11 protein-coding genes are annotated in these 11760 nt (G+C 66.5%); 6 read left to right on the top strand and 5 right to left on the bottom strand.

Going from position 1 to position 11760, the window contains the following annotated elements:
- The 3 genes from B0T44_RS12220 to B0T44_RS12230 form a co-directional block, all read left to right on the top strand.
- Positions 1 to 1191 (top strand): ABC-F family ATP-binding cassette domain-containing protein (locus B0T44_RS12220; protein WP_081512023.1); only part of this gene is annotated, 1191 nt, incomplete at its 5' end.
- Between the two features lie 82 nt (positions 1192 to 1273).
- Complete coding sequence (locus B0T44_RS12225; RefSeq protein WP_077115448.1) at positions 1274 to 1507, top strand: helix-turn-helix domain-containing protein; 234 nt, start codon at positions 1274 to 1276, stop codon at positions 1505 to 1507.
- 109 nt (positions 1508 to 1616) lie between these two features.
- Entirely contained in the window at positions 1617 to 2183 is a 567-nt protein-coding gene (locus B0T44_RS12230; RefSeq protein ID WP_077115217.1) for a dihydrofolate reductase family protein, read from the top strand.
- Positions 2184 to 2322: 139 nt separating this feature from the next.
- Here B0T44_RS12230 and B0T44_RS12235 read toward each other — a convergent pair whose 3' ends face one another.
- The 3 genes from B0T44_RS12235 to B0T44_RS12245 form a co-directional block, all read right to left on the bottom strand.
- Positions 2323 to 3276, bottom strand: coding sequence for an MvdC/MvdD family ATP grasp protein (locus B0T44_RS12235; RefSeq protein ID WP_077115218.1), 954 nt, complete (start codon positions 3274 to 3276; stop codon positions 2323 to 2325).
- A gap of 12 nt (positions 3277 to 3288) precedes the next feature.
- Complete coding sequence (locus B0T44_RS12240; RefSeq protein WP_077115219.1) at positions 3289 to 3738, bottom strand: hypothetical protein; 450 nt, start codon at positions 3736 to 3738, stop codon at positions 3289 to 3291.
- Positions 3739 to 3964: 226 nt separating this feature from the next.
- Complete coding sequence (locus B0T44_RS12245) at positions 3965 to 4417, bottom strand: acyl-CoA thioesterase (RefSeq protein ID WP_077115220.1); 453 nt, start codon at positions 4415 to 4417, stop codon at positions 3965 to 3967.
- A gap of 149 nt (positions 4418 to 4566) precedes the next feature.
- On the opposite strand from B0T44_RS12245, the gene B0T44_RS12250 reads away from it, so the two are divergent.
- Positions 4567 to 5358, top strand: a complete 792-nt coding sequence (locus tag B0T44_RS12250) for a hypothetical protein (RefSeq protein ID WP_077115221.1) — start codon at positions 4567 to 4569, stop codon at positions 5356 to 5358.
- 50 nt (positions 5359 to 5408) lie between these two features.
- On the opposite strand, the gene B0T44_RS12255 is transcribed toward B0T44_RS12250, so the two are convergent.
- Together B0T44_RS12255 and B0T44_RS12260 are read right to left on the bottom strand one after the other, a co-directional pair.
- On the bottom strand, positions 5409 to 5975 hold the full coding sequence (locus B0T44_RS12255; RefSeq protein ID WP_077115222.1) for a TetR/AcrR family transcriptional regulator: 567 nt from the start codon (positions 5973 to 5975) through the stop codon (positions 5409 to 5411).
- 140 nt (positions 5976 to 6115) lie between these two features.
- A complete protein-coding gene (locus B0T44_RS12260) occupies positions 6116 to 8920 on the bottom strand; it encodes an aconitate hydratase (RefSeq protein ID WP_077115223.1) in 2805 nt (934 codons plus the stop codon).
- Positions 8921 to 9319: 399 nt separating this feature from the next.
- Here B0T44_RS12260 and B0T44_RS12265 point away from each other — a divergent pair, with 399 nt between their 5' ends.
- Complete coding sequence (locus B0T44_RS12265) at positions 9320 to 9883, top strand: Rv1476 family membrane protein (protein ID WP_077115449.1); 564 nt, start codon at positions 9320 to 9322, stop codon at positions 9881 to 9883.
- Between the two features lie 260 nt (positions 9884 to 10143).
- Positions 10144 to 11610 (top strand): NlpC/P60 family protein, encoded by a 1467-nt coding sequence (locus tag B0T44_RS12270; protein WP_077115224.1) that lies wholly within the window; start codon positions 10144 to 10146, stop codon positions 11608 to 11610.
- Positions 11611 to 11760: the final 150 nt, after the last annotated feature.

The raw sequence follows: 11760 nt of genomic DNA on the forward strand, positions 1-11760 counted from the left end.
CTCGGCCTGCCCGACCGGGTGCTCGACCAGGCGCTGCGCACCCTGTCCGGTGGTCAGCGTCGCCGAATCGAATTGGCACGCATCCTGTTCGCCGCCTCCGACGGCAGCGGCGGCCGCTCCGATACCATTCTGCTGCTGGACGAGCCGACCAACCACCTCGACGCCGACTCCATCACCTGGCTGCGCGGGTTCCTGCAAAACCACGACGGCGGTTTGATCGTCATCAGTCACGATGTCGAGCTGCTCGCCGATGTGGTGAACAAGGTGTGGTTCCTCGACGCGGTGCGCGGCGAGGCCGACGTCTACAACATGGCTTGGCACAAGTACCTCGACGCCCGCGCCACCGACGAACAGCGCCGCCGTCGCGAGCGCGCCAACGCCGAGAAGAAGGCGTCCGCGCTGCGCGCTCAAGCTGCCAAACTCGGCGCCAAGGCAACGAAAGCCGTTGCCGCACAGAACATGGTGAAACGCGCCGACCGGATGCTTGCCGAACTGGACGAGGTGCGGGTGGCCGACAAGGTCGCCAAGATCAAATTCCCCGAACCCGCAGCCTGCGGCAAAACGCCGCTGATGGCCGAAAACCTCACCAAGTTGTACGGCTCGCTGGAGATCTTCACCGGCGTCGACCTGGCGATCGACCGGGGTAGCCGGGTCGTGGTGCTCGGCCTCAACGGTGCGGGTAAGACGACCCTGCTGCGGCTGTTGGCCGGAGAGGAGCAGCCGACCAGCGGAATCCTCGTGCCGGGGCACGGTCTGAAGGTGGGGTATTTCGCCCAGGAACACGACACCCTCGACGACAACGCGTCGGTGTGGGAGAACATCCGCCATGCCGCCCCTGATGCCGGTGAACAGGATCTGCGTGGGTTGCTGGGCGCGTTCATGTTCAGCGGTCCGCAACTGGACCAGCCCGCGGGCACCCTGTCCGGCGGTGAGAAGACCCGCCTCGCGCTCGCGGGCCTGGTGTCCTCAGCCGCGAATGTGCTGCTGCTGGATGAACCCACCAACAACCTGGACCCGGTCTCGCGTGAGCAGGTGCTCGACGCGTTGCGCACCTACGCGGGCGCGGTCGTGCTCGTGACCCACGATCCCGGCGCGGCCGAGGCGCTGTCGCCCGAGCGGGTGATCCTGCTCCCCGACGGCACCGAGGACCACTGGTCGGCCGACTATCTGGAATTGATTCAGCTCGCGTGAGTTTCATCACAAGATTCCGTTGCCGACGGCCCGCAGAGTGCTTAGCCTGAGAGGGACGCTGCTCGGCGACTCGGAGGAAGCCATGGGCGACAGGCCGGCACAGACCAAGGCCACATTGAGTAAAGGCACCCGCGTCACAGGAAAGTCACGCGACCGCCTGCAATCTCAGTTGAAGAAGCAATACGAGGCGGGCGCGAGCATCCGCTCGCTGGCCCGGGCCACCGGACGCTCGTACGGGTTCATTCACAACGTGCTCGTGGAGTCGCATGTGCAGCTCCGCAGCCGGGGCGGGGCAAACCGCCGCAAGGCCCGCTGACCGGCTTCGGTCGGTGATCCGGCGCCGGTCGCTCGTACCGGCGCCGCGATGATTTCCGCCCGTTCATCCCGTCTCTGTCGGTAGGACGAACGTAGGAAGGGACCGGACGGTGCGGGAATTGATCGTGCAGATGATGGTGACCGTGGACGGCTACGCCGCGGGCGCCGACGGCGGCTTGGACTGGATCGAGGTCGACGACCCGGAACTCGACGACTATCTGGCCGGCCTGCTCGGCAGTGTGGGCGGCCAAATCTTCGGACGTACCTCCTACGACCTGCTCGCCCAGTACTGGCCCGATGCCGAACACCGCCCGGCAACACCCGGCGACGCCCGTCTGGCGCCCCTGGTGAACGGACTGCCGAAGATCGTCGTCACTACCCGTAGAGAGCCCGAGCTGCCCTGGCAGCCCGCGACGAGCATCGGCACCGACTTCGCCGAACAGGTGGCCCGCTTGAAGGCGGCCGAGGGCAAACCGCTGGTCGTCTTCGCCGGCATCACCACCGCCCGCGCCTTCTTGCAGCTGAACGCGGTCGACGAACTGCGCCTCCTCGTCTTCCCACTACTGCTCGGCGCCGGCCAACGGCTCTTCGAAGACGGCCCCCGCATCCCCTTGCACCTGATCGAAGCCCGCCCGTTCCCCACCTCCGGAGTGGTCCTACAGCGCTACCGCCACTGACTCAGGTAGCCGCCTGCACCTCGTGCCCAGTCCGCGACCCGCACAGGTGCCCACGCTCTGCACGGCCCGGTTCGCGTTTCCTGCCCTCGCACCACATCCGCCGAAGGCGCGGCCATAAATACAGCCATAGATACAATCCCTACACATTCCCGTCACCGTGGACGAGGAGGTTTCCGAGGCTGGTGAAAATGGGTAGTCCGGTTTTGATCTCCAGGTAGGCGAACTGGCCCTGCGGGTTGACTTCCAGGAAGTAGTACTCGCCGTCGCGGCCGAGTCGCAGGTCGAGTACGCCGAAGCTCAGGCCTAGTGCGCCCATCAGGGTGGCGAGGGATTTGCTGACCGAGGCGGGCAGGTGGGCGGGAGTGAAGTCGACGGAGGTATCGAGCCGGGAGTCGACTCGGCCGACGCCGGCTTGGGAGTCGATGCGTACCACCCATTCGACTCCGTCGACCCATACCACGCGTAGGTCGCAGTCGGCGTCGATGTAGTCCTGGAATGTGGTGGGCGAAGCACGGATACCGGTGAGCCGGTTCAGGTCGGTGGGGCCGACGATTCTGGTTTCGGCGAATTCGGCGCGGCTGGTGCCGGTCCGTTTGAACACCACGGGGCCGGGCCGGGATTCGATGAAGCCACGCGCCTCGGCGGGGTCGTTGGTGATCAGGGTTTCCGGGATCGCGAAACCGGCGCGGTAGGCGGTTTCCAGTTGCACGATCTTGCGGTTGGCGGTGCGGTCGCTGCCGGGATCGTTGACCCAGTGTGCCGGCATCGACCACAGCAGCCCCTGGAGGAACCCGTCGCATTCGGCCTGCCGGTAGGCGTCGTCATCGGCGCGCACCCCGGCGGGCACCGCGCTCGGGTGCGGACGGCGCCACCACACCGACCGCACATCGTCGAGCCCGATCAGATGCGACAACGATCGGGTGGTGCCGACCCGGTCGAGGCGGAAACTGCCGGTTTCCCGGGGGAAGTCACGCAGGTCGAGGTGGAGTGGGTTGACCCCGTGGTGTTCCCGCAGGGTCACCGCCATGGCGGTGGCGTGTAGATCGTCGGACTCGGAGACGATCAGTACCGAACTGGTCCGCGGGGCGGCCATTCGTCCGGCCGCTCAGTCGAGGCTGTCGCAATTGATGCCGTCGTCGCTGCCCGCGAGCGATTTGGTCTGGCAGTAGGTAAATGTGGCGCCGGTGTCGGGGGAGTCGATCAGCTGCAGCTGATCGGCCCACGACGCGGTGAGCTGTCGTAGCAGTTCGTCACCGAGTGCGGGGGAGGGGGGACCGGCCAGGGTCATCGGCCGGTCCACCACATCGATGCGCAGGGTGCGGGTGAAGTCGGCGGTGGCGCCGGGGCGGATATCGATCAGCACGGGTCGGCCGGGGGCCGGGGCGTTGCTGTCGGATTCGAGGACACGGAGCACGTCGTCGCGCCGGAAAGTCCATGTCCCCTCGGCGACCCGCACGGTGATATCGCGTTCCGATTCGGCGACGAGCATTCCGCGAAGTGCGGGAATCCGGTCGCCGACGCGGGTGGTGCAGGGGACGTGGATGGCATCGATCATGGTGGTTTCTCCGATCTGCTACGAATCTGCTCGCGATTTGCCAGAACCCCCGAGCGTGCGGTGAATCATATCGCGGGGGGTTGCCGTAACGGTCCGGATCGACGGATTTCCGGGCTCCGGCCTATGGCTCCAGAGCCCGGGAAGTGCTAGCGCCGAAAGATTTTCGGCGATCTGCCGATCGCCGATGCGCTCTCGGAGAGTTATCCGCCGGGAAAGCGGGAACGGCTCATTGCCGGATGTTGGCGGCGAGTGCGCCGCTGAGTTCCGATCCGAGCAGGCGCGGATCGTCGGCAAGCCCGCGGAAGCGGGAGTGTGGATCGGGGACGAGTTTACGTGCGTCGAGGTCGAGCAGGCCGCCGACTGCGTCGATCTCGGCCGACAGGGTGCCGTCGAGGGTACGGATCTGCTGGTGGACTCGGAAGGTCTTGCCATCGCCCCAGACGAATTCGCAGGTAACGCGCGCCTCGTCGCCGCCACGCAGTTCGCGTCGGTATCTGATCGTTGTTTCCAGCACCACCGGACCTACTCGGGCGGCGAGCAGTTTGTCCGGGTTGATCCCGGCCGCCCGCAGCAGTTCCCATCGCGCGTGCTCGGCATACTGCAGATACACCGCCTGGTTCAGGTGGCCCTGGACATCCAGTTCGTAGCCGCGGACCGTGACGGGGATTGAGAAGGTCATGTCTTGGGCGAACCCTCGGCGGACTCCGATTGTTCCCGGAAACGTGCGTTGGAAGCGGGTTTCTCGGTTCCGCATCATGAACTCATAGCTTATCGCCATAATTAAAGGATTAGTCAGGTGATCGCGCTGCGGCGAGTGAGGAGGACACGATGATCGATGTCATCACACTCCGAGGCACCGGGGAGCCGCGCGATTCCAGCGGTTCACCCACCGGAATGCTGCGCGAGGTGACCCGGCTGCTCGACCCGCAGCGTTTCCGCTGTTACGAACCGGACTGGCCGGCTTCGATCGGCCCCGTACCGCAGGTGTGGGGTCCCTCGCTGGAGACCTCGGTACGGATCGGTGTGGCGGCAGGAATCCGCGCGATTCGGGATTCCCCGAACGTGTGTGGCCTGCTGAGTTATTCGCTCGGCGGGATCTGCGCAAGCCGCATCCTCGAAGGTGTGCACCGCGGCGAATACACCGATACCGACGGCAGCCCGCTCGAGATCGCCTTCACCGTGAACATCGCCAATCCGCTGCGCCGGGCCGGGCAGTCGGTCGGGGATCTGTGCCCGCCATCGACGTTCGGGCTGCACGGCCAACGCGGTGCCTGGCCCGCGATCGACATACAGGAATACGCCAATCCCGGCGATATCATCACCGCATCGCCCGCGGACTCGCCGCTGCGCATCATCGACGTCGGAATATCGCCGTTCTCGTTCCTCGAAGGAGCGCGCTTCGGTGACGCCACCCCGTTGATCTTCGCCGAACTGCTGCGATTCCTGCTGCTGAACCCGCTCGCCAACACGCGGCGCTACGCCGAAACCGTGCACGGAGTGATCGGGTATCTGACCCCGTGGCCGGACGGCCAGCATGTGCTGTATTCCGGGCATCGGATGCCGGGGACGGACGTGCTGTGGACCACGCATGCCGCCGAGTACCTCAACGCCACATATTGATTCGACTCGGTGCCGAGAGCCGGTGCGGCCGCTGCGCCGGTGCCGGTCGCTCAGATGCGGCGGCGTACCGATGCTTCGACCAGATCCAGGACGGCGGAAAGGTTCTCGTTGGTGTGGCCCGACGCGATCCGGGCGATCAGCCCGTCGAGGACCAGATCCAGATAGCCGAGCAGCACGTCGGTCGGTACGTCGTCGCGCAACGCGCCTGCGGCTTTACGGCGTTCCAGCCGGGCCAGGGTGGCAGTGGTCAACTCCGCCGAACGCTGAGTCCAACTGGCCCGGAACTCCGGGTCGGTGCGCAGTCTGCGGGCTATCTCGAGCCGGGTGCCCAGCCAGTTGAACTGTTCGGGATCGGCGAGCATATCCCGCATCACCTGCACGATGCCCTCGTTGGCTGCTACCTCGGCCATCCGCCCGGCATCTTCTTGGGCCAGAGCGAGGAACAGTGCGTCCTTGTCCCGGAAATGATGAAAGATCGCGCCGCGCGACAATCCGATGGCCTCTTCCAGCCTGCGCACGGTGGCGCCTTCGTACCCGTATTCGGCGAAGCAGCGGCGGGCGCCGTCGAGTATCTGGCTGCGCCGGGCGGCCAGGTGATCGTCGCTGACCTTGGGCATGCGAACTCCTGTGGAGAGGGCGGGGTGGCGAGAACTGTAGATGCCGCACGTGTGGCCGCGTACCGGTGCCCGGTGCGGCGGAGTCGCCGCCCGGGCGGGATAGAGTCCGGCGGCGTTGCGCGCCGCCGGACTCACCGGTTTCAGCTGCGAATCATATTCCGCAGCACATACTGCAGGATGCCGCCGTTGCGGTAGTAGTCCGCCTCACCGGGGGTGTCGATGCGGACGATCGCGTCGAAGGTGATCGGCTCGGCGCCGTCCTTCGTGGCGGTGACCTTCATGGTCTGCGGGGTGGTGCCCTCGTTGAGCGCGGTGATCCCTTCGATATCGAAGGTCTCGGTGCCGTCGAGGCCCAGTGTTCCGGCGGTCTCGCCCTCCGGGAACTGCAGCGGGATGACGCCCATGCCGATCAGGTTCGACCGGTGGATCCGCTCGAACGATTCGGCGATCACCGCGCGCACCCCCAGCAGGCGGGTGCCCTTGGCGGCCCAGTCACGCGAGGAGCCCGAACCGTACTCCTTACCGCCCAGCACGACCAGCGGGATGCCCGCGGCCGCGTAGTTCTGCGCGGCGTCGTAGATGAACGCCTGCGGGCCGCCGTCCTGGGTGAAGTCGCGGGTGTAGCCACCGGAGACATCGTCGAGCAGCTGGTTGCGCAGCCGGATGTTGGCGAAGGTGCCGCGGATCATCACCTCGTGGTTGCCGCGGCGCGAGCCGTAGGAGTTGTAGTCCTTGCGCTCGACACCGTTGGCCTCGAGGTACTGCGCGGCAGGGGTGCCCGGCTTGATGTTGCCCGCAGGGGAGATGTGGTCGGTGGTGACCGAATCGCCCAGCAGTGCTAGCACCCGCGCGCCGGTGATATCGCCGACCGGCTCCGGTGTCCGCGGCATGCCGTCGAAGTACGGTGGCTTGCGCACGTAGGTGGAGTTCGGGTCCCACTCGAAGGTCTTGCCTTCCGGGGTGGGCAGGCTGCGCCAGCGTTCGTCGCCCTTGAAGACGTCGGCGTAGTCCTCCAGGAACATGTCCCGGCTGATGACCCGGTCGATGGTGTCCTGGATCTCCTGCGGCGAGGGCCAGATGTCTTTCAGATAGACATCGTTGCCGTCTTTGTCCTTGCCCAGCGGGTCGTTTTCGAAATCGAAGTCCATTGTGCCCGCGAGCGCGTAGGCGATGACCAGCGGCGGCGACGCCAGGTAGTTCATCTTCACGTCAGGGGAGATGCGTCCCTCGAAGTTGCGGTTACCCGACAGCACCGCGGTGACGGTCAGATCGTTGTCGTTGACCGCCTGGGAGATCTCCTCCGGCAGCGGGCCGGTGTTGCCGATGCAGGTGGCGCAACCGAAGGCAACCAGGTGGAAGCCGAGCTTCTCCAGGTACGGCCACAGGCCTGCCTTTTCGTAGTAGCCGTTGACGACCTGGGAACCCGGCGCCATGGAGGTCTTCACCCACGGTTTGGAGGACAGGCCTTTGTCGACGGCGTTGCGGGCCAGCAGCGCGGCGCCGAGCATGACCGACGGGTTGGAGGTGTTGGTGCACGAGGTGATCGAGGCGACCACCACCGCGCCGTGGTCGAGCACGAACTCGCCGCGCTCGGAGCTGGTCACCTTGACCGGCTTGGACGGACGGCCCTCGGCGTGCTCGGCGGCCGAATGGATGTTCACCGCATCGTCGTCGGCGAACGAGAGCGCGGCCGGGTCGCTGGCCGGGAAGGACTCTTCGACGGCCTCGTCCAGCTGGCTGTGCGGTGTGGCGACGGTGTCGTCGGTGTAGTCGCAGATGTCCTTGCGGAAGGCGACCTTGGATTCGCTCAGCAGGATCCGGTCCTGTGGGCGCTTCGGGCCGGCGATCGAGGGCACCACGGTGCTCAGATCGAGCTCCAGGTACTCGGAGTACTCGACTTCACGCTCGGGGTCGTGCCACAGGCCCTGCTCCTTGGCGTAGGCCTCGACCAGGGCGATCTGCTCGTCGCTGCGGCCGGTCAGGCGCAGGTAGTCGACGGTCACCTGGTCGATCGGGAAGATGGCGGCGGTGGAACCGAACTCGGGGCTCATATTGCCCAGGGTGGCGCGGTTTGCCAGCGGCACCTCGGCCACGCCCTTGCCGTAGAACTCGACGAACTTGCCGACCACACCGTGCTTGCGCAGCATATCGGTGACGGTGAGCACGACGTCGGTGGCGGTGACACCCGGCTTGATCTCACCGGTCAGTTTGAAGCCGACCACACGCGGGATGAGCATCGAGACCGGCTGGCCGAGCATGGCGGCCTCGGCCTCGATACCGCCGACGCCCCAGCCGAGCACCCCGAGACCGTTGACCATGGTGGTGTGCGAGTCGGTGCCTACACAGGTGTCGGGGTAAGCCTGCCCGTTACGGACCATCACGGTGCGGGCCAGGTGCTCGATGTTGACCTGGTGCACGATGCCGGTGCTCGGCGGTACGACCTTGAAATCGTCGAACGCGCTCTGACCCCAGCGCAGGAACTGGTAGCGCTCACCGTTGCGCTGGTATTCGATATCGACGTTGCGCTCGAAGGCGTCCTCGCGGCCGAACACGTCGATGATGACGGAGTGGTCGATGACCATCTCGGCCGGAGCAAGCGGATTGACCTTGTTCGGGTCGCCGCCGAGGGTGGCGACGGCCTCGCGCATGGTGGCCAGGTCGACGATGCAGGGCACGCCGGTGAAGTCCTGCATGATGACGCGGGCCGGGGTGAACTGGATCTCGATGCTCGGCTGAGCTGAGGCATCCCAGTCGGCGAGGGCCCGGATGTGGTCGGCGGTGATGTTGGCGCCGTCCTCGGTGCGCAGCAGGTTCTCCGCCAGAACCTTGAGTGCGTAGGGCAGCTTCTCGGTGCCTGGCACGGCCGAGAGCCGGAAGATCTCGTAGGAGTTGCTTCCGACCTCGAGCGTGCTCTTGGCGCCGAACGTATCAATACTTGTCGTCACGTCAGCTCCACTCGTCGGTGTGGGCCGCCATCGGCGGGCTGTGCCGACAGCGGTACGTTTTCGGAGGGCTCCGGCGCCGGTGAGGTGCCGGTTCCTCGCAGCTTCGACTCTAACAGTACGCTTGTCCTGTGAACCGTGTGGGGCAGTGCAGGCGTTGCCGGTTGTCACGGCGTGGCCTCGCCGGAGATGAGGCCGTCCCGGTGTGACGTGTCCGAGGCTACCGAGCCGGGCTGTGGTGTGGCGCGTGACATCGGTTTGCCACCGAGTCGCGTACTGTGCCTGTCGAGCTATCGCAAGTGGCCGGTTTTCGAAGCTCGACCGTGCCGCCGTAGCTCATCGCAGTTGTTGGATGCCCCGTCGCCTCGCGTACCGATGCGGCTCGACAAGACCGGATGGAAGATGACCGTCTCGCACACCTCGGCTTTCCCCCCCATGGCCGCAAAGCTGCCGCCGAACGTCGACGACGACGCGCTGCAGGAGCTGCGGGAAGATCTGGCCGACAATGCGGTGGCCACCCTGGAGGACACCGACCAGTCTGATCTGGCGAAGATTGTCGCCGAGGCACGCGACCACGGTATTCCGCTGAGCATCGTGGTGATTCCGGGCAATCCCGGACATGATTCCGAGTTGCGTGACCTGGCCACCGAGGTCGCGAAATTCCAGCACGGCACCATCGCGGTGTTCAGCGACGATTGGATCGGCACGACCAGCGATTCGATCAGCCGGGTGCGGCTGGAGTGGGCCGAAGACACCGCCAAGTGGAAAGGCGGCCGCTCGGAGGAGGCGGCGCAGATCTTCGTCGACCGGCTCGAACAGCCGGAGGCGGTGTCGTGGACTGCGATAACCAGCGTGCTGCTGGCCGGTACCGCCCTGCTGGTCGCCGGTCTCTACTGGGTCAAGCGCAAGCGCTCGGTGTCCGCCGTGGCCGGCGCGGACACGACCGCGTCATCGGTGCGACGGTAACGGTTCGCCCGCGATTCTCGGGTGAATCTTTTCCTCTCCGAGACCACTTCGGGCTCTCGATTCGGCAAATAACAGGCAACTGAGAAATTGTCCTCTGTGTAATTCTGTTACCTGTGTTCTTTTTGTGACCCAAGTGTCGTACGGTTCCCGTGAGCACTGCTGTGGAATGAGTGTTTGCAGTGATGCCAGCCGACTGTGGAGCCACATGGTTCGGCTGGTGTTCGTGATGCGAAGCCACAGTCGGATCCGCTGGAGGTGCGATGCGCGTCGCTCGGCAAACCGGTCACCGTCCGCCGCTGTGGGTCGCCCTGGGTTTGCTGATCAGCGCGACCGTCCTCGTTTCCAGTCCCTCGGCCGCTGTGCCCCCGCCGCCGGCGAACCCCAGTGACAGCGATATCGCCGCCGCGGGCGCCCAGGCCGATGCCAGGCTCGGTGAAGTCGGCGCCTTGATCAACCAGGTCGCGGTCGTCGACCAGCAGATACAGCACCTGGACGACACCGTCGCGCGCACCCGTGAGCAGGTGAACAAAGCGCTCGTCGACCTGCAGAACGCGCGTGCCGCCGCCGATGCCGCGGCCGCGTATGTGACCGCGACCACCGCCGAATTGGCCAGCGCCGGAACTCGAATCCAGCAGGCCCGTCATAATTTCGACCGCTTCGCCGTCGCGGCCTACACTCGGCCCGCCTCCGATTCGGTCCTCACCTACCTCGCGCCCGGCGGACCGGACGTCGCGCTCGACCGCGCCCAACTGCTCGGGCTGACGACGAAGAACCAGCAGCACGTCCTCGACCAACTGCACCGCGCGCAGATCGAGCAGGGCAACAAGAACTCCGCCGCACGCCGAGCCGAAGCCGCCGCCGATGCCGCCGTCGACGACGCCGAACGACAGCAGGCCGCCGCCGAACAGGCAGTGCGGACAGCCACCGACGAACTGCACCGCCACGCCGCCCGCCGCGACGATCTGCTGCGCAGCCGCGACGACGCCCAGGCCAGACTGGACGCGGCCCGCAGCCGGGTAGCGGGTCTGGAGCAGCAGCGCGACACCTATTCGGCCTGGGACCGCCAGCGCCGGGCTGAACAAGCCGCGCTCGCCGCTGCGGCTTCCGCTGCCGCCGCGCGGGCCGCCGCCGACCGAGCCGCGCGGGAACGGGCGGCGCAATTGGGCGAGGGCACTCGCCCGCATACCCAGCTGGAGAATTCGCCGCCGCGTGCGGGGAAGGTGAAGCCGCTCCCGCGCGCGGGCAGCGACGAGGAAGGCAACCGCGGGGACAGCGGCGATGCGCAGACCCCGTCGGTCACCGGAGCCGCCGCCGTCGAGATCGTCGTCGACCGCGCCCTGTCCCAGCTCGGTGTCACCTACGCCTGGGGCGGTGGCGACGAAGCAGGACCGACCCTCGGCATCCGCGACGGCGGCGTCGCCGACCGGCACGGCGACTACCGGAAGGTCGGCTTCGACTGCTCCGGACTGATGGTCTACGCCTTCGCCGGGATCGGGGTCCTGCTGCCGCACTACAGCGGCTATCAGTACAACGCAGGCATCCGGGTGCCCGTGTCCCAGCGGGCCCGCGGCGACATGCTGTTCTGGGGCCCCGGCGGCAGCCGCCATGTGGCGCTGTACCTGGGAGACGGCGCAATGGTGGAGGCACCGCAGTCCGGTGGTGTGGTCCGGGTTTCACCGGTCCGGGAAGCGGGCATCATGCCGTATGCGGTGCGTATCGTCAGCTGATACCGGGTGATACCGGCAAAACGGAATTCCCACGTCAGGCGATCGCGCGCCCACGGCGGCCCCGGCGGATTCCCGTCAGGGCGGAGCCGGTTGCGGCGGATGCGGCCATTACCTGGAATAGTTGTGGCAACACGCACAGGACCAAGGCGA

Source organism: Nocardia donostiensis, assembly GCF_002081715.1.
GTDB lineage: Bacteria > Actinomycetota > Actinomycetes > Mycobacteriales > Mycobacteriaceae > Nocardia > Nocardia donostiensis.

Bases quoted from the DNA above. Each gene is read 5' to 3' on its own strand.
- B0T44_RS12225 (WP_077115448.1), top strand. From the start codon at position 1,274: ATGGGCGACAGGCCGGCACAGACCAAGGCCACATTGAGTAAAGGCACC.
- B0T44_RS12235 (WP_077115218.1), bottom strand. From the start codon at position 3,276: ATGGCCGCCCCGCGGACCAGTTCGGTACTGATCGTCTCCGAGTCCGAC.
- B0T44_RS12240 (WP_077115219.1), bottom strand. From the start codon at position 3,738: ATGATCGATGCCATCCACGTCCCCTGCACCACCCGCGTCGGCGACCGG.
- B0T44_RS12245 (WP_077115220.1), bottom strand. From the start codon at position 4,417: ATGACCTTCTCAATCCCCGTCACGGTCCGCGGCTACGAACTGGATGTC.
- B0T44_RS12250 (WP_077115221.1), top strand. From the start codon at position 4,567: ATGATCGATGTCATCACACTCCGAGGCACCGGGGAGCCGCGCGATTCC.
- B0T44_RS12255 (WP_077115222.1), bottom strand. From the start codon at position 5,975: ATGCCCAAGGTCAGCGACGATCACCTGGCCGCCCGGCGCAGCCAGATA.
- B0T44_RS12265 (WP_077115449.1), top strand. From the start codon at position 9,320: ATGACCGTCTCGCACACCTCGGCTTTCCCCCCCATGGCCGCAAAGCTG.
- B0T44_RS12270 (WP_077115224.1), top strand. From the start codon at position 10,144: ATGCGCGTCGCTCGGCAAACCGGTCACCGTCCGCCGCTGTGGGTCGCC.